17 protein-coding genes are annotated in these 16,375 nt (G+C 70.1%); 10 read left to right on the top strand and 7 right to left on the bottom strand.

Annotated features, from left to right (window positions below):
• Positions 1 to 38: 38 nt before the first annotated feature.
• The gene (locus tag ACGFU7_RS25060) at positions 39 to 2,534 is read right to left on the bottom strand and encodes a SpoIIE family protein phosphatase (RefSeq protein ID WP_393698412.1); all 2,496 of its coding nucleotides are present in this window, start codon (positions 2,532 to 2,534) and stop codon (positions 39 to 41) included.
• Between the two features lie 95 nt (positions 2,535 to 2,629).
• Here ACGFU7_RS25060 and ACGFU7_RS25055 point away from each other — a divergent pair, with 95 nt between their 5' ends.
• Together ACGFU7_RS25055 and ACGFU7_RS25050 are read left to right on the top strand one after the other, a co-directional pair.
• Positions 2,630 to 2,791: a hypothetical protein gene (locus tag ACGFU7_RS25055; protein ID WP_393698410.1), complete on the top strand. Its 162-nt coding sequence runs from the start codon at positions 2,630 to 2,632 to the stop codon at positions 2,789 to 2,791.
• Positions 2,792 to 2,930: 139 nt separating this feature from the next.
• A complete protein-coding gene (locus tag ACGFU7_RS25050; protein ID WP_393698408.1) occupies positions 2,931 to 4,379 on the top strand; it encodes an amidase in 1,449 nt (482 codons plus the stop codon).
• A gap of 30 nt (positions 4,380 to 4,409) precedes the next feature.
• Here the strand turns inward: ACGFU7_RS25050 and ACGFU7_RS25045 are convergent, their stop codons facing one another.
• Positions 4,410 to 4,559: a hypothetical protein gene (locus ACGFU7_RS25045; protein ID WP_393698407.1), complete on the bottom strand. Its 150-nt coding sequence runs from the start codon at positions 4,557 to 4,559 to the stop codon at positions 4,410 to 4,412.
• Between the two features lie 150 nt (positions 4,560 to 4,709).
• Entirely contained in the window at positions 4,710 to 6,059 is a 1,350-nt protein-coding gene (locus ACGFU7_RS25040; RefSeq protein WP_393698405.1) for an NAD(P)-binding domain-containing protein, read from the bottom strand.
• A gap of 105 nt (positions 6,060 to 6,164) precedes the next feature.
• Here ACGFU7_RS25040 and ACGFU7_RS25035 point away from each other — a divergent pair, with 105 nt between their 5' ends.
• Positions 6,165 to 6,758: a hypothetical protein gene (locus tag ACGFU7_RS25035; protein ID WP_393698403.1), complete on the top strand. Its 594-nt coding sequence runs from the start codon at positions 6,165 to 6,167 to the stop codon at positions 6,756 to 6,758.
• Positions 6,759 to 6,809: 51 nt separating this feature from the next.
• Entirely contained in the window at positions 6,810 to 7,166 is a 357-nt protein-coding gene (locus tag ACGFU7_RS25030; RefSeq protein ID WP_393698401.1) for an ArsR/SmtB family transcription factor, read from the top strand.
• Positions 7,167 to 7,583: 417 nt separating this feature from the next.
• Here the strand turns inward: ACGFU7_RS25030 and arsB are convergent, their stop codons facing one another.
• Together arsB and ACGFU7_RS25020 are read right to left on the bottom strand one after the other, a co-directional pair.
• Positions 7,584 to 8,708: an ACR3 family arsenite efflux transporter gene (arsB, locus tag ACGFU7_RS25025; protein ID WP_393698464.1), complete on the bottom strand. Its 1,125-nt coding sequence runs from the start codon at positions 8,706 to 8,708 to the stop codon at positions 7,584 to 7,586.
• Entirely contained in the window at positions 8,699 to 9,013 is a 315-nt protein-coding gene (locus ACGFU7_RS25020; RefSeq protein WP_393698400.1) for an ArsR/SmtB family transcription factor, read from the bottom strand. The genes arsB and ACGFU7_RS25020 overlap by 10 nt, the downstream gene beginning before the upstream one ends.
• 107 nt (positions 9,014 to 9,120) lie before the next feature.
• Between ACGFU7_RS25020 and ACGFU7_RS25015 the strand changes: the two genes are divergently transcribed.
• From ACGFU7_RS25015 to ACGFU7_RS25005, 3 genes are all read left to right on the top strand, one after another.
• Entirely contained in the window at positions 9,121 to 9,534 is a 414-nt protein-coding gene (locus tag ACGFU7_RS25015) for an arsenate reductase ArsC (protein WP_393698398.1), read from the top strand.
• A gap of 140 nt (positions 9,535 to 9,674) precedes the next feature.
• A complete protein-coding gene (locus tag ACGFU7_RS25010) occupies positions 9,675 to 9,896 on the top strand; it encodes a hypothetical protein (RefSeq protein WP_393698396.1) in 222 nt (73 codons plus the stop codon).
• A 4-nt stretch (positions 9,897 to 9,900) separates the two neighbouring features.
• The gene (locus tag ACGFU7_RS25005) at positions 9,901 to 10,434 is read left to right on the top strand and encodes a SixA phosphatase family protein (protein ID WP_393698394.1); all 534 of its coding nucleotides are present in this window, start codon (positions 9,901 to 9,903) and stop codon (positions 10,432 to 10,434) included.
• On the opposite strand, the gene ACGFU7_RS25000 is transcribed toward ACGFU7_RS25005, so the two are convergent.
• Positions 10,424 to 11,260, bottom strand: coding sequence for an undecaprenyl-diphosphate phosphatase (locus tag ACGFU7_RS25000; RefSeq protein ID WP_393698392.1), 837 nt, complete (start codon positions 11,258 to 11,260; stop codon positions 10,424 to 10,426). The two genes, ACGFU7_RS25005 and ACGFU7_RS25000, sit on opposite strands and share 11 nt — an antisense overlap.
• Before the next feature lie 357 nt (positions 11,261 to 11,617).
• Between ACGFU7_RS25000 and ACGFU7_RS24995 the strand changes: the two genes are divergently transcribed.
• The 3 genes from ACGFU7_RS24995 (at position 11,618) to ACGFU7_RS24985 (ending at position 13,760) form a co-directional block, all read left to right on the top strand.
• Positions 11,618 to 12,019: a BlaI/MecI/CopY family transcriptional regulator gene (locus tag ACGFU7_RS24995; RefSeq protein WP_393698390.1), complete on the top strand. Its 402-nt coding sequence runs from the start codon at positions 11,618 to 11,620 to the stop codon at positions 12,017 to 12,019.
• 130 nt (positions 12,020 to 12,149) lie between these two features.
• Positions 12,150 to 12,503 carry a hypothetical protein gene (locus ACGFU7_RS24990; protein WP_393698389.1) on the top strand — a complete coding sequence of 118 codons (354 nt, stop codon included), beginning with the start codon at positions 12,150 to 12,152 and terminating at the stop codon, positions 12,501 to 12,503.
• A gap of 201 nt (positions 12,504 to 12,704) precedes the next feature.
• A complete protein-coding gene (locus tag ACGFU7_RS24985) occupies positions 12,705 to 13,760 on the top strand; it encodes a biotin/lipoate A/B protein ligase family protein (RefSeq protein WP_393698462.1) in 1,056 nt (351 codons plus the stop codon).
• Positions 13,761 to 13,818: 58 nt separating this feature from the next.
• On the opposite strand, the gene ACGFU7_RS24980 is transcribed toward ACGFU7_RS24985, so the two are convergent.
• Complete coding sequence (locus ACGFU7_RS24980; RefSeq protein WP_393698461.1) at positions 13,819 to 16,347, bottom strand: SpoIIE family protein phosphatase; 2,529 nt, start codon at positions 16,345 to 16,347, stop codon at positions 13,819 to 13,821.
• Between the last annotated feature and the right edge of the window lie 28 nt (positions 16,348 to 16,375).

Genomic DNA, 16,375 nt, shown 5'->3' with positions numbered 1-16,375 from the left:
CGCCGTGGGCGCCGACGTCATCGTCGGCACCCCACCGCTCACGCAGCGATCTCGACGCTCTGTTCGGCCCAGATGGTCTTGCCCTCACCTGTGTAGCGAGTGCCCCATCGCTCGGAGCACTGAGCGACGAGCAGCAGCCCACGGCCGCCTTCATCGGTGGTGCGGGCATGCCGCAGACGTGGTGATGTGCTGCTGCCGTCGGAGACCTCGCAGGTCAGAACGTCATCGCGGATCAGTCGCAGCCGTACCGGGGCCTTGGCGTGCCGGATGGCGTTGGTGACGAGCTCACTGGCGATGAGTTCGGTGGCGAAGGCCGCCTCGTCCAGGGCCCATGATCCGAGCTGTCGGGTGACAAGTGAACGGGCGGTGGAGACGACGGCCGGGTCACTCGGCAGGTCCCACGACGCGACCCGGCCGGGGCCCAGTCCGTACGTACGGACGACGAGCACCGCAGCGTCCTCGCGAGGCCGGGCGGGGACCAGAGCGTCGGTCAGCATGTGGCAGGTCTCGCGTACGGAGCCCGGCGACCGGGCGAGCAGGCCCACGAGCCCGGCCCGGCCCGACTCGCCGGGCTGCGCCTGAAGCAGCCCGGCGGTGTAGAGCGCGAGCGTCGAACCCTCGGGCAGTTCGAGCTCCGTCTTTTCGAACGGGGGTCCGGGGCTGCCGAGTGGCCTGGAGTCGGGCAGGTCCAGAGCCCTGACGGTGCCGTCCGGGAAGGCGACGACGGGGCCGGGGCATCCCGCGCCGGACATGGTGCAGCGCTGGGAGATGGGATCGTAGACCGCATACAGGCAGCTGCATCCGGCCTCGTCGCCCACCGGAGGCAGCCCGGACCTCGCTTCCCGCTCCGGTCCGTCGAGTGTGTCCTCGGGGCTGTCGCCCCCTGCTCCGTCGCCCCTCGCACCGTCGGCCCCCGCAAGGCGGCGTACCAGGTCGTCGAGGCGGGCGAGCAGTTCGTCGGGCTCCAGATCCAGGTCCGACAGTGTGTGCACGGCGGCGCGGAGCCGTCCCATGGCTGCGGCGGTATGCACGCCGCGACCGGGCACACTGCCGGACACCAGCGCGACCCGGGCTCCGGACAGCGGTACGACCTCGACCCAGTCGCCGCCCGCGCCGGCGTGCACGTACTCGTGGGCCACCTCCACACCGTTGTGATGGGGCGGTTCGCCCGGAAGCAGACTGCGTTGCAGTGCCACGAGGGAGTTGCGCTCGCGCAGGTAGCGGCGGGCGTTGTCCATGCACACGGCCGTGCGGCGGGCGAGCTCCGTGGCCAGGGTCAGATCGTTCTCGTCGAACGGGCCTTGGTCACCCCACCGGTAGAAGGCCGCGAGACCCAGGGCATGGTTCTGGGTGACCAGCGGCACGAACATGACCGAGTGCACCTGCTCCTCCAGCATCCGCCCACCGCGGACCGGATCCCCGCTCACCCACTCGCTGTCGGCGTGCACCGGGCTGACCAGACGGGGCTGGAGCTCGGCCAGTACCGGGACGCACCGTGCGGCGAGCGGGAGCGTGCTCACCTCTCCGACCTCGTACACCCCGGGCGGCACAGCGGACCGGGAGGAACGGGAGGCCGCCCGGCGCAACACCGCATCCGGGGGTACCGGCCCGGGGACGATGTCCTCGCCCGTGAGTACGGGCTCCAGGATCTCGACCGCGGCACTGTCGGCCAGCCGCGGCACCGCCACATCGACCAGTTCCTGGGCCGTGCGCAGCAGATCGAGCGTGGTTCCGATCCTGGCACCGCCTTCCGCGAGCAGGGCGAGGCGCTGCTGCGCCAGATGACGCTCGGTGACGTCGACGACTGCGTCGGCGACCCCCAGGGTCCGGCCGTGCGCGTCCTGGAGCCGGAACGCGGAGGCCGAGTAGACGTGCTCGCGACCAGGGTCACCCGGAGGCCGCCCGCGCTTCTCGAATCCGATCACCGACTGCCCCGAGGCAAGCAGCTGCGACATCACTCGTTCGGTCAGTTCGGCACTGAAGTCAGGCCATATTTCCGTCGGGCGCTTGCCCAGTGCCTCCGCGGCCAGGGTGCCCCGCATCCATTCGGCGGCAGTGTTGAACCGCCTGAAACGCAACTGCGGGTCGAGGACGAACAGTCCCACCGGGGACTGTGTGAACAGCGCCTCCAGAAGCGCCCGGTCGAGCTCCTGTTCCAGCGCCGGACCTGATGCCGGGTCCGTCAGGTCGGCCGGGGCGAGCATCACCTCCCAGCGCGGCTCGGCGTCGGCTCCCGCGTCGGTGCCGGGGCCCTTCTCAGGGCGGATGCCGAGCCGGCAGGACACTGCCCGGCCGTCACGATGACGCAGGGCGACCACCCCGCCACCCGTTTCGGCAGCCGGTTCCCGGGCCGTGGCCAGGAGCTCGGCCACCGGACGGCCCAGCACCCGATCGGCCGTGTGGCCGAGCAGCCGCTCGGCCGCGGCGCTCCATCCGGTCACCGCGCCGTGCATGTCGACCACGATCCGGGCCCAGGCCCGCGCCGAGGGCCCGCCATATTCGTCGCTACTGTAAGTAACATCGGCTACACCCATCGCCACCAGCCTCGTCCGGTAGACCGTGCCTGGTCCCAGTCTCCCGCGCGACAACGAGGCCACCACTCGGCAATGGAATGGGCGGCGGTACCACGATGCGTGGCACTTCGGGCGCACCCGACCCGGACGTCCGGCGGGCGCACCCCGCGTGCCTGCGGGTCCTTGACCGGGCCGTCACGCTGCGCCGGGTGCGCAGCGCGGGCTGTGTGCCGATGGAGGTCCATGCGCCCGTGACGGTGCAGCCGGTGGCTGCGTAATCCTGCATTTCCGTGCTCTGCGTGGCGGATCCGTGCAGTACGGGCCGTAACGGCGGTCGGACCTCCGATGCTGGCGGCGCCTCACCGAGGCATACACGCATGTTCGCGTGTTCACGCCGGACCGGAAGGACGTTCTCCCATGACCTCGAATCCTCTCGGCAGCGACCTCCCCTATCTCAGCGCCACCGAGGCCCAGGCCCTGTTCACCTCCGGCGAGCTGTCGCCGGTCGAGCTGATGAAGACCGTCATCGAGCGCACGGAGAAGGTCGAGCCGACGATCAACGCCTTCACCGAGCGCCTCTTCGACGAGGCCCTTGAACAGGCCCGGGACGCCGAGGACCGCTACCTCGGCAAGGGCGGCCTCACGCCCCGCCCTCTGGAGGGCATTCCGGTCGCCGCGAAGGAGAAGCACGCGATTGCCGGCCGCTCCCTCACCGAGGGATCCCTCACCAACCAGGGCAACATCGCCACCGAGAACGCCCCTGTCATCGACCGCGTCGTGGAGGCGGGCGGCATCATCCACGCCCGCACCGCGACCCCCGAGTTCTCCATCGCGACGTACACCCACACCCGCCTGTGGGGTGTCACCCGCAACCCGTGGAACCCCGACTTCACGCCCGGCGGCTCCTCGGGCGGCTCCGGTGCCGCCCTCGCCGCCGGTACGGCGCTGCTCGCCACCGCCTCGGACATCGGCGGCTCCACCCGCATCCCCGCCGCGTTCACCGGAACTGTCGGATTCAAGGCCCCCTACGGCCGCAACCCGGGCCTCGGCCCGCTGGTCGCCGACCACTACCGGGGCGACGGACCCATGGCCCGTACGGTCGACGACTGCATCGCCCTCCAGAACGTCCTGGCCGGCCCCGACCCGCGCGACCACACCTCCCTGCGCCCGAAACTGACCCTCCCGACGCGGTACGAGGACGCCGCCGGCCTGCGCCTGGCGCTCTGCGTCCGGCTCGGCGCCTACGACGTCCACCCCGAGGTCGAGACCAATCTGCGGGCCACGGCAAAGGCACTCGCCGATGCGGGGGCGAAGGTCGAGGAGATCGAACTGCCCTGGACCCGGGAGGATCTGCTGACCGCAGTCGCCGGGCATTTCTCCACCATCTTCGGCGCGGTCGTCAGCGAGGTCGCCGAGCGCGACCGCGACCGGCTCTCGTCGTACGCCGTGAAGTTCGCCGACACGATGGCCTACGCCCGCACCCGTGTCAGCTACCTCGACAGCCTGCGCGCCGAACAGCGCCTGCAGCGTCAGCTCTCCGAGGCCATGGCCCCGTTCGACGCGCTGCTCTGCCCGACGACGGCCGTGCCGGGCTGGCACGCGGGCGACGATCTGGCGGACGAACGGCTCACCGTGAACGGCGAGGAGCAGTGCGACACCTTCTGGGCCGCGATGACCAGCCCGTTCAACATCAGCAACCGCTGCCCGGTCCTCAATGTCCCCTCCGGCCGGTCGAGTTGGGGCATTCCGACGGGCGTCCAGATCGTGGGCCACACCTTCGACGACCCGACCGTCTTCCGCGTCGGCAAGGCCGTGGAACGGGTACGGCCGTGGGCGTACACACCGGAACGCCGCCCCGTGCTGTAGACGGGGGCGGCCGTCAGTCCGGGGCGGCAGTCATGAGGGCAGGAACCGGTGGAACGACAGCTCCTTCGAACGCAACGACAACGGCAACGGCTTCAAGCCCGGCGGCTCCACCGTCTCGGCCGGCAACAACTGGGACAGCGGCGTGCCGACCCCGCCTTTCACGTCGACCAGTGCGGACACGGCGTACGGGACACGGGGGCAGCGGCGGTTCGCTGCCCGCGACCATGTTCCTGACCACGGGCAGCAACAACCTCGGCTCGACCATGAACGGACACCGCGGGCGCGGACGAGGCGCGGATGTGCTGCTGCGTGGTCTTCGTGACGGGCTTGTCACTGGTGGGGGGTGGCTGCAGGGGCGCCGATGCCGATCTGGAGTGTGCCCGGGGCGGCGCAGCAGCCTCCGCCTTCACCCTCGGACCGGGCGGTGTTCGGGTCGTCGAAGAGTCCCGCGCCGCCGCAGACACCGGTCTCGGGCAGGGTCAGTTCGACGCGCTCGGCGGCCTCCTTGTCGCCTGCGAGGGCGGCGGCGACGGAGCGGACCTGTTCGTAGCCGGTCATCGCGAGGAAGGTCGGGGCGCGGCCGTAGGACTTCATGCCGACGACATACACGTCCTGCTCCGGGTGGGCCAGTTCCTTGGCGCCGTGCGGGTAGACCGTGCCGCAGGAGTGCTGGTTGGGGTCGATGAGCGGGGCCAGTTCCACCGGGGCCTGGAGGCGCTCGTCCAGGTTCAGGCGGAGCTCGGACAGGATGCCGGTGTCCGGGCGGAAGCCGGTCAGGACGATGACCTCGTCGACCGGGTCGAGGCGACGGCCGTCCTCGGCGACGAGGACCAGCTGGGCGCCGGACTTCTCCGTGGCGAAAGTGCGGAAGCCGGTGACGGCGTCGGCGTGTCCGTCGTCGACGGCGGCCTTGGCCGCGAGGCCGAGTGCGCCACGGGCGGGGAGCTGGTCGGCGCTCCCGCCGCCGAAGGTGGAGCCGCTGATGCCGCGTCGCAGGATCCATACGGCGTGGGTGCCGGGGGTCTCCTTGGCGAGGCCGGACAGGTGGGCGAGGGCCGTGAAGGCGGAGGCGCCGGAGCCGATGACAGCGGTGCGCTTGCCCGCGTAACGGGCGCGGACGGCGGGGTCCTTGAGGTCGGGGACGCGGTAGGAGATGCGCTCGGCTGCCGCCCGCTCCCCGAGGGCGGGGAGGCCGTCGCCGCCGATCGGGCCGGGTGTGGTCCAGGTACCGGAGGCGTCAATGACGGAGCGGGCGGTGATCCGCTCCTCGGTGCCGTCGGCGAGCGCGATGTGGACGGTGAAGGGCTGGTCACCACGGTCGGCGTCGACGACACGGTCGCGGCCGAGTCGCGAGACGCCGGTGACGCGGGCACCGTAACGGACCTTGTCGCCCAGCACCTCGGCGAGCGGCTGGAGGTACTGCTCGGCCCAGTCGCCGCCCGAGGGACAGCCGGAGCCTTCCGGCGCGGTCCAGCCAGTGGGGGCGAGAAGCTTCTCGGCGGCCGGGTCGACGAGCTCGGACCAGGTGGAGAACAGCCGTACATGACTCCACTCGCGCACGGCGGAGGCGGCCCGCGGCCCGGCTTCCAGGACCAGCGGGTCGATACCCCTCTCGACGAGGTGCGCTGCGGCCGCCAGGCCAATGGGGCCGGCTCCGATCACCACGGTGGGCACGTTCACGGTGTACGCCCCTTTGTTTCGACATCCGTCGATGGCTTGCACAGACAGCGTCACACCTGTTTCGACATGCGTCAACATAGACACTCATCGAATCAAGAGCGATTCATGGCGCATCTCGATGTCGTGGTCATCGGTGGCGGACAGTCCGGCCTGGCTGCCACGTACGCACCGGGACGCCGCGGCCCGAATCTCGTGGCGCTTGAGGCATTCGACCAGGCGGCGGGAACCGGTACCCACGCCGCGACGAGGTCGTCGAGTACCTCTTGCGTTACGCCGACCACCTGGACGCCGACATCCGCGCCGGGCACCACGTCAGGCAGGTCCGCAGAACAGACCGGGGCTTCGGTCTCACCCTGGAGAACGGCACCGAACCGGCCACGCGCGGCGCAATCGCCGCCACCGGCGGCTTCGGTCCGTCCGAACCTGCCGACGCTGCCGGGCCTCGACACCTGCACGGGGCGGGTACTGCATGTGAAGGACTGCCACTCCCCCGAAGCATTCGCCTGCCTCGCCCCGCTCGGCGCGCTCGACGAGAACGGCCATCCCGGCACCTGGACGGAACGCCCCTCGCCCATCCTTGGCTCGGCCTCGTCGGCCTTGAGTTGGCAGCGCAGCCTGCCCTCCGCCCCCCTGTGCGACGTCGGCCGCGACGCCGACCGCATCGCCCGCCGCCTGGCCAGGCACCTCGCCCGCCCCTGACCGCCGGCCGAGCACCCGGACGCCTGGTTCGATGTGTGTCAACATAGACATATGTCGAACGTGAAGGCGTTGCCGGTGCTGGAGCCCGAGGTCGCACCGTGCTGCCCGCCGATGACCGAGCGCGCCCTGACCGCCGAGGAGGCCGTGCGGACGGCCGCGATGTTCAAGGCGCTCGGCGATCCGGTCCGGCTGCGCCTCTTCTCGCTGGTGGCCTCGCACGAGGGCGGCGAAGCCTGCGTGTGCGACATCTCCGACGTGGGCGTCTCCCAGCCGACCGTGTCCCACCACCTGAAGAAGCTCAAGGAAGCCGGCCTGCTCTCCTCCGAGCGGCGGGGCACCTGGGTCTACTACCGGGTCGAGCCGTCCGTCCTGGCCGCGATGGGCCAGATGCTGGCGTCGCGGAGCTGACCACCCCGAGCTCCGACGAGCAGGGACGTACCGGAGGGCGATGACGGCATGGCGCCCCGGGCCGAAGCACAGGCGCATCTGTCGTGACGCGCAGGCGCGGTCCGTCGCGGTGGACACCGCGGACCTGTACGTAACCGGCGGCAAGCCCTGCCTGGTCCGCCGCCGATCACCACCACATCGGTCGTCGTGGTCACGACGCCAGGGCTGTCGCGGCCGGTGCCTCGGCTGTGGCGCATACCGGGCACAAGACCGTACGGGCCTCGCCCTCATCGGGGGTTTCGATCAGAGCGCCGCGCCGCACCGTGCGGGTGGCGATGCGGGCGTGCGTCGCTCCGACTCAGGCGCCGCAGCTCTGACAGACACCGACGGTGGAGGTTCCAATTCCGGTTCCGGTTGCACGGCAGTAGAGGCAGTGCATCAGCTTTCGCCTCCAGAGGTGGCGAGGGCCGTGGCCGCGAACTTCTTGCGCCAGGCCAGCGATACGTAGACGAGTGCGACCAGGACGGGGACCTCGATGAGCGGACCGACAACCCCGGAGAGGGCCTGGCCGCTGGTGACGCCGAAGGTGGCGATGGCGACCGCGATGGCCAGTTCGAAGTTGTTGCCCGCCGCCGTGAAGGCGAGGGTCGCGGTGCGGTCGTAGTTCAGGCCGATGGCCTTGCCGAACAGGAACGTGCCGAACCACATCACGGCGAAGTAGGCGAGCAGCGGCAGCGCGATACGGACAACGTCCAGCGGCTGTGAGGTGATCGTCTTCCCCTGGAGGGCGAAGAGGATCACGATGGTGAAGAGCAGTCCGTGGAGGGCCCAAGGGCCGATCTTGGGGAGGAAGTTGTTCTCGTACTTCTCCAGGCCCATCTTCTTCTCGCCGATGCGACGGGTGAGGAATCCGGCAAGCAGCGGGACGCCGAGGAAGATGACGACGTTGAGGGCGATCTTCCCCATGGAGATGTCGAGGGGCCGGCCGTCACCCAGGCCGAGCCGGCCGGGCAGGAGGTCGAGGTAGAACCAGCCGAGCACCCCGAACGCGACAACCTGGAAGACCGAGTTGAGCGCCACGAGCACGGCGGCGGCTTCGCGGTCGCCGCAGGCCAGGTCGTTCCAGATGATGACCATGGCGATGCAGCGGGCCAGGCCGACGATGATCAGGCCGGTGCGGTACTCGGGCAGGTCGGGGAGGAAGATCCAGGCCAGCGCGAACATGACGGCCGGGCCGACGATCCAGTTGATGACCAGGGAGGACGCCATGAGCTTGCGGTCACCGGTGACGGCGTCGAGCTTGTCGTAGCGGACCTTGGCCAGGACCGGATACATCATGATCAGCAGGCCGACGGCGATCGGCAGCGAGATGCCGCCGATCTCGACCTCGGCGAGCGCGTCATCGAGGCCGGGGATCAGGCGGCCCAGGCCCAGGCCGAGGGCCATCGCGATAAGGATCCACACGGCGAGGAAGCGGTCGAGCGTGGAGAGCTTGGCGACGACCGAGTCTTCCCCGGACTGCGTGCGTGGGGTGGCGGCCGGTTCGGCGCTGGTCACGGACAGAACCTCTTCGTGTCGGCGGCTCGGGTGGCACGGGCGGTCGCGGCCAGGGCACTGAACGAGCCCGCCACTGCTTCGATGACGTCGGGACGGAGCTTGTAGTACGTGAAGCGCCCGCAGGGCTCCGTCTCCACCACCCCGGCCTCACGCAGGACGCGCAGGTGGTTGGAGAGGTTCGTCTGCTTGGCACCGGTCTCCTTGACCAGATGCGTGGTGCAGAGCGTCTCGTGGGCGAGCAGGGTCACGATCCGGAGCCTGAGCGGGTCGGCGAGAACCCGAATCAGGTCAGTGTCAACTGACGTCATCATGGACTGATATTGTCACATCAGCGGCGACTGACACCACCGGGTGGTGATATCACCTGGTGTCGATATCACCGATAGCTGATTCCGTCGTGAGACAAGAGAGATCTCTGATGTCCGACAAGCCCTCTGTGCTGTTCGTCTGTGTCCACAACGCCGGCCGTTCCCAGATGGCCGGCGCCTGGCTGACCCACCTGGCCGGGGACCGCGTCGAGGTCCGCTCGGCGGGATCGAACCCCGGCGACGCCGTGAACCCGGCCGCCGTCGAGGCGATGGCCGAGGTCGGCATCGACATCTCCGCCGAGACCCCGAAGATCCTCACCGTGGACGCGGTCAAGGAGTCGGACGTCTGCATCACCATGGGCTGCGGCGACAGCTGCCCGGTCTTTCCCGGCAAGCGCTACCTGGACTGGAAGCTGGAGGACCCGGCAGGCCGGGGCGTCGCAGCGGTCCGCCCCATCCGCGACGAGATCAAGACGCTCGTCGAGGGCCTGATCGAGGAGATCGCCCCGGAGACGACGGCATGAGCGACGCGATTCCTGACTGGTGAGCGCAGACCGGCGATTTCACATCTTCGCAACTGGTTCCGGCCGCGACTGGATCCCTCGTCGCAGGACTCGGAGTGACGAGCCGGGAGGTCGGGGCCGCTCGTACCTATGCTGTTCCCATGACTGAGGAGCGTTTCAAGGACGGAACGCTGTCAGGCGAGGGCTCGTCCCAGGATGGCCGGCGGCACACACCGGCCGTCCTCGACCTGCTGCTCCGCGCCGAGGCTGCCGATGGCATGCCCGAGGGTGCGAGGTTCGAGACCTTCGCCTCTCCGGACCGGATGCTCGGCCTGGAACTCATCCGCGAGATCGGGCGCGTCCCGCTGCCGGAAGCGGGGTGAGACCGTGCCCAGGCCCGCACCGGCCCGGCTGATCGTGCTGCGGCACGCCAAGTCGGCCCGGCCGGACGGCGTACCCGATCACGAACGCCCGCTGGCCGGCCGGGGCCGCCGGGACGCCCCGGCGGCTGGGCGCCGGCTGTACGAGGCACAGTGCGTGCCCGACCTGGTCATCTGCTCGACCGCCCGGCGCACCCGACAGACGTGGGGCTTGGTCGCGGCGGAACTGGGCGCGGCACCGGAGGTGGTGTTCGAGCCGCGGGTGTACGAGGCGAGCGCGTCCGCCTTGGTCGCCGTCGTGCGCGATGTCCCGGAGCGGCGGCGGACCGTGCTGCTGATCGGCCACCAGCCCGGAGTGCAGGACCTGGTCCTGTCCCTGGCGGGAGACGGGGACGACAAGGCAATTGCGCGGGCCCACGTGAAGTTCCCGACCTCCGCGGTCGCGGTTCTGGTGCTGCCCGGCACGTGGGCCCGGCTCGCGCCGGGCACGGCGGCGCTCGCCGATTTCGCCGTCCCCCGCGGCGCCGCCGTCACGCGTTGAGGATCCCCGTACCCAGCAGGCCGAACAGCAGGACGCCGACGACGATGCGGTAGATGACGAAGGCGTTGAAGGAGTGCTTGGCGACGAACTTCAGCAGCCAGGCGATCGAGGCGTACGCCACGACGAACGACACCAGCGTGCCGACGGCGAGCGGCAGCGCGCCCACGCCGCCGCCGACCGCGTCCTTCAGCTCGTAGAGCCCGGCGCCGGTCAGGGACGGAATGCCGAGGAAGAACGACAGGCGGGTCGCCGCGACCCGGTCCAGGTCGAGGATGAGGCCGGTGGACATGGTGGCGCCGGAGCGGGAGAAGCCGGGGAAGAGAAGGGCCAGGATCTGCGAGGAGCCGACCAGCATCGCGTCCTTGAACGAGGTGTCGTCCTCGCCGCGCTTGTGCCGGCCCATCTGGTCGGCCGCCCACATCACACCGCTGCCGACGATGAGCGAGCCGGCCACCACCCACAGCGAGGCGAGTGGGCCCTCGATGAGCGGTTTCGCCGCCAGGCCGACGACGACGATGGGGATGGTCGCGTAAATGACCCACCAGGTGAACTTGTAGTCGTGGTGGTAACGCTCCTCGCGGTTCACGAGACCCCGTCCCCAGGCGGTGACGAAGCGCACGATGTCCTTGAAGAAGTAGACGAGGACGGCGGCGATCGCTCCGACCTGGATCACGGCGGTGAAGGCGACCACGGCCTTGTCGTCGACAGGGATGTCCATCAGCCCCTCGGTGATCTTCAGGTGGCCGGTGGAGGAGATCGGCAGGAACTCGGTCACCCCCTCGACGACGCCGAGAACGATGGCCTGTCCGATGCTGATGGCGCTCAAGTGGTCCGTCCTTGAGAGGAGTCCGATGGGATGGCGGCGGTGCGTTGTTGTGCGTGTCTCAGGGCCGACGCCCCGAGAAGTGAGGTCCGGGCGGCCGGCCGGCAGCCGGCCGGCCAGGACATCACCGAGGTGGACCCGGCTCGCGCCGACGGCCAGGGCCCCCACAGAACGTACCGAGGCTCGGGCGTGAGGCGGACAGCGGGACGAGGCACGGGATTCCTGTCATGGCGTCGTACCGGACGACGACGGGCGTCACAGGACCACAGCATGCGTGGCGCACTCGGAAATGACACTATCTTCTACGCGCGCGTAGAAGATGAGCGTGACTGTAGAGGATGAGCGAGGAGGCAGCCAACCGTGGACGCGCAGCAGCGTGCCGGGGCACATGAGGCGGAGCGCCGGCTGGCCAACGGGAAGCGGGAGGCGGAGGTTCTCGCCGTGCTCCGGTCCGTGTCCGGGCCGCTCACTCCGCGGGAAGTGCTGGAACGTATGGGCGAGGGCCTGTCGTACAGCACGGTCGTGACGATCCTGACCCGGCTGTACGACAAGGATGTCCTCGCCCGCGTTCCACGTGGCCGGGCCTTCGCCTACGCGCCCGCCACGGACGAGCCGGGCTTCGCCGCCCGCCGGATGCACCGGGCGATGGAGGAGGTGGCGGACCGCGAGACGGTCCTCACCCGCTTCGTCGACGACCTGTCGAGCGGTGACGAGGCACTGCTTCGCCGGCTGCTCGGCGGCGACCTGGACTCCGGACAGTAAAGGACACCGCCCGGATGTATCCGGCCGTCCATCTGCCGTTGCTCATCCCGTTGTTCGCCGCGCCCGCCGACCGCTCGCCGACCGGCTGGAGCCGCGCCTGGCCACCTGGGTGCTGACGGCGGGTGCTGTGGTGCCGGCCGCGGGAAGCACCACGGTCCTGGGACTCCTGGCCCTCGCCGGTCTGGTACGTATCCCCCTGGTCGCCGAACTCACCGGGCTGTCACCGGCGGTGCTCCAGCGCGACGACCCCGCGTGGATCTCGGTGGCGATGGTATCCGGGCCTCTTCTGCTGGTTGTCGTGGTGGCCGGCTCCCGCTTCCTGTACCGGCGGGCACGAGCGGTGTGCGCCGCCGTCCTGGAGGCTGCCTGCTTCCCGGGCCAGGACCCGCTCGTCATCATGGAGGAACCGTCTGCCGACGCCTTCGCGATGCCGGCGCAGCTCACCGGCAGCTCCAAGCTGCCCGGATGCTCGTCATCGCGATGAGGCGAAACTGCCGGCCTCATCCGGGTGACCTCTCCCGGCACCGGGCACATCACCGGCCAGACCATCCGCGTCAACGGCGGCGCCCTCACCATGCGGTGCGGTAGCGATACCCGTGCGGATTAAACCGTACGGCGGCGGAGTTATGCCAGATCGGAGCCGATTCGCAGAGATGAGAGTCGGGCGGGAACTGGAGGCATGGCTGTGCACGGTGAGTACAAGGTCCCGGGCGGCAAGCTCGTCGTCGTCGACCTGGACGTCGAGGGCGGGGCGTTGCGCAACGTGCGGGTGGCTGGGGACTTCTTCCTGGAGCCGGACGAGGCGATCCTCGCGATCGACGCGGCGCTCGAAGGTGCCCCGGCCAACACCGACACCGCCGGTCTCGCCGCCCGGATCGACGCGGCTCTCCCCGCCTCGACCGTGATGCTCGGCCTCACCTCCGAGGGCGTCGCCGTCGCCGTACGCCGGGCCCTCGCGCAGGCCACCGAGTGGAGCGACTACGACTGGCAGCTCATTCACGAGGCCCCGCAGTCCCCCGCACTCCACATGGCACTCGACGAGGTCATCACCGCCGAGGTCGCCGCGGGCCGGCGACCGCCGACACTCCGGGTCTGGGAGTGGGCCTCCCCCGCCGTGATCATCGGCAGCTTCCAGTCCTTGCGCAACGAGGTCGACCCGGCCGGCGCCGAACGCCACGGCATCACGGTCGTGCGCCGCGTATCCGGTGGTGGGGCCATGTTCGTGGAGCCCGGCAACACCATCACGTACTCGCTCTCCGTCCCGGACTCCCTCGTCTCCGGCCTCTCGTTCGTCGACAGCTACGCCTATCTCGACGACTGGGTGCTCGGTGCGCTCGGCGACATGGGCATCAAGGCCTGGTATCAGCCGCTCAACGACATCGCCACGGAAGCCGGGAAGATCGCGGGCGCGGCTCAGAAGCGTGTGGCGGGCGGGGAGGGTGCCGTTCTGCACCACGTGACCATGTCGTACGACATCGACGCCGACAAGATGCTGGAGGTGCTCCGGATCGGCAAGGAGAAGCTCTCCGACAAGGGCACCACGAGCGCCAAGAAGCGTGTCGACCCGCTGCGCCGCCAGACCGGGCTGGCGCGCGAGGCCGTCATCGAGCGGATGATCGACTCCTTCCGTACCCGGCACGGCCTCACGCGGGGCAAGGTGACGGACGAGGAGATGGCGCAGGCCGAGGAGCTCGTACGTACGAAGTTCGGCACCGCGCAATGGACCGCTCGGGTGCCGTAGAGCCGGTGTTGCAAGACCTCTGGAGCCGGTGCTGTGAACGGCTCCCCCCGGAACGTCCTCACGCTTCCGTCGCCGGTAGTTCCTGCTCGGTCCAGATGATCTTGCCTTCGGGCGTGTAGCGGGTACCCCAGCGGTGGGTGAGCTGGGCTACGAGGAAGAGGCCGCGACCGCCCTCGTCGGTGGTCCTGGCGTGACGCAGCCGGGGGGAGGTGCTGCTGGCGTCGGAGACCTCGCAGATCAGGACGGACTGGCGCAGCAGCCGCAGCCGGATCGGGCCGGTCGCGTAGCGCACAGCGTTGGTGACCAGTTCGCTGACGATCAGCTCGGTGGTCATTTCCAGCTCTTCCAGGCCCCAGGCCCTCAGCAGGCGGGACGTCCGGGCCCTCACGCCCGCGACGGCTGCCGGGTCGGAGGGCACGTCCCATGAGACGACGTGGTCGGCGCTCAGCTCGTGGGTGCGGGCGAGCAGCAGGGCTACGTCGTCGGGCTGCGGCACGGGAAGCAGTTGCTCCACGACCGTGTCGCACAGTGTGCCGAGGGGAAGTCCGCGCTGGGCCAGGGCGCCGCCGAGGCGGGCCATCCCGAGTTCGGCGTCCCGGTCCCTGCCTTCGATGAGACCGTTGGTGTAGAGGCCGATCAGGGTCCCTTCCGGCAGCTCGATCTCCGCTGTCTCGAAGGGCAACCCGCCCAGGCCCAGCGGGGGTCCTGCGGGCAGTTCGGGGAAGTCGACGCACCCGTCCGGGGAGACGACGACGGGGGGCGGGTGGCCGGCGCGCGCCATCGTGCAGAGCTGGGTGACCGGGTCGTAGATGGCGTACAGGCAGGTGGCGCCGAGCACGGTCGCGCCGCTCGCTTGGCCCTCGGGTTCCTCATCGCTCAGGCGCAGTACGAGGTCGTCGAGGTGGGCCAGCAGTTCGTCGGGGGGAAGGTCCATGTCGGCGAGGGTGTGCACCGCGGTGCGGAGCCTGCCCATGGTCGCGGCGGCGCTGATGCCGTGGCCGACGACATCGCCGACGACCAGGGCGACCCGGGCGCCGGACAGCGGGATCACATCGAACCAGTCGCCCCCGACACCGTCCTTGGCGTCCGCCGGGAGATACGCGGAGGCCACGTCCAGGGCCATCCCTCCGGGCAGCGTGTGCGGGAGCAGACTGCGCTGCAGTGTCAGCGCCGCGGCGTGCTCTCGGGTGTAGCGGCGGGCGTTGTCCACGCACACCGCCGCCCGTGCCACCAGCTCGCGGGCCGGCAGCACGTCGTCCGGTTCGAATGGGACCGGATTCACCGATCGTACGAAGGTGGTCAGGCCGAGCACCGTGTCCCGGGCCCGCATGGGTACGGCGATGAGGGAGTGGAAACCGTACTCGCGGATGCGCGCCGCCCTGGCGGGTTGTTCGACCGCCCACAGATGTCTGACGGAGTCGAGGACCGGGATCAGGATGGGTTCACCGTCGATGAGGAACCGGATGTCGTGGGGCGGGGGCACGAAATCCACCGGGTCCCCGATCCGGCAGACCGCCTCCGGGCAGCCCTCCCGCACCGAACTCATCCCGGCGCGGCGCATCCTCGGCCGGGCCGACTCGGTAGGCGCACCGGGACGGGCGGCTCCCGTACCGGAAAGCCTCATGCCGGACAGCCCCGTGCCGGAGGGCCACGGACCGGTCTCCTCGGGGCTGGCAACCGGCTCCAGCAGGTCGACCAGGACGAAGTCGGCGAACCGCGGCACCGCGAAGTCGGCCAGCTCCTGAGCCGTGCGCATCACGTCCAGGGTGGAGCCGATGCTGGCTCCGGCGTCGTTGACCAGGGCCAGGCGCTGCTGGGCCTTCCACCGGTCGGTGACATCCAGGACCATGTAGCAGATGCCGGTGACCGTGCCATCGCCGTCGGTCAAGGGGAAGAACGACGTGGAGTAGGCGCGCTCACGGTGCGGATCTGCCCAGCTCCAGCCCCGGTACTCGAAGTCGATGACGGGGACCCCGGTGTCCAGCACACGGCGCATCAGGGGCTCTATGGCGTCGGTCTCCAGTCCCGGGAGCACTTCGCTCATCCGGCGGCCCACACGCTGCTCACGCGGGATGCCGCCGATGCGTTCCAGGGTTTTGTTCATCCAGACATAGCGCAGTTGCGGGCTCATCACCGCCAGACCGATCGGCGCGCTGGTCAGCAAGGTATCCAGCACGGACTGCCCGACCGTCCACTCCGGCTTCCGTTCACGTCCGGAGATCAGGAAACACTCCCGGCCGTCCAGGTGGAACGAGGCCGAGACCCGCAGATCCACTTCGATCTGCCGGCCGTCGCGCCGGCGCACATCGGCGCGGCCGCTCCAGCCCACGCCCGCACGGCACCGCTCGGCGATCCTCGCCACTCTCAGCGGGTCCTCGGGCATCGCGAGAAGGAAGCCGGCGGACCGCCCGACCACCTCGGCGGCGCGGTACCCCAGCAGGTCCTGTGCGCTGTGCGTCCACCCGACGACCGTCCCGTTGGCGGCGACCACCGCGGTCGCGTCGTTCGCTGTGTCGAAGGAGTGCTGGGGGGTCCTGGGCTGCGACGGTTCGGCTCCGGGCGCCGACTGCGGGCCTGCGGACGCCATACTGGTCACCACCCATCCACTCCGTTCC

This window comes from Streptomyces sp. NPDC048473 (assembly GCF_043200155.1).
Lineage (GTDB): Bacteria > Actinomycetota > Actinomycetes > Streptomycetales > Streptomycetaceae > Streptomyces.
Note: the sequence above shows the minus strand (reverse complement) of the source record. Positions and strands in the feature narration are given on the sequence as shown.

Bases quoted from the DNA above. Each gene is read 5' to 3' on its own strand.
- ACGFU7_RS25035 (WP_393698403.1), top strand. From the start codon at position 6,165: ATGGCGCATCTCGATGTCGTGGTCATCGGTGGCGGACAGTCCGGCCTG.
- ACGFU7_RS25010 (WP_393698396.1), top strand. From the start codon at position 9,675: ATGACTGAGGAGCGTTTCAAGGACGGAACGCTGTCAGGCGAGGGCTCG.
- ACGFU7_RS24980 (WP_393698461.1), bottom strand. From the start codon at position 16,347: ATGGCGTCCGCAGGCCCGCAGTCGGCGCCCGGAGCCGAACCGTCGCAG.
- ACGFU7_RS25060 (WP_393698412.1), bottom strand. From the start codon at position 2,534: ATGGGTGTAGCCGATGTTACTTACAGTAGCGACGAATATGGCGGGCCC.
- ACGFU7_RS25030 (WP_393698401.1), top strand. From the start codon at position 6,810: ATGTCGAACGTGAAGGCGTTGCCGGTGCTGGAGCCCGAGGTCGCACCG.
- ACGFU7_RS25050 (WP_393698408.1), top strand. From the start codon at position 2,931: ATGACCTCGAATCCTCTCGGCAGCGACCTCCCCTATCTCAGCGCCACC.
- ACGFU7_RS25055 (WP_393698410.1), top strand. From the start codon at position 2,630: ATGCGTGGCACTTCGGGCGCACCCGACCCGGACGTCCGGCGGGCGCAC.
- ACGFU7_RS25015 (WP_393698398.1), top strand. From the start codon at position 9,121: ATGTCCGACAAGCCCTCTGTGCTGTTCGTCTGTGTCCACAACGCCGGC.
- ACGFU7_RS25020 (WP_393698400.1), bottom strand. From the start codon at position 9,013: ATGATGACGTCAGTTGACACTGACCTGATTCGGGTTCTCGCCGACCCG.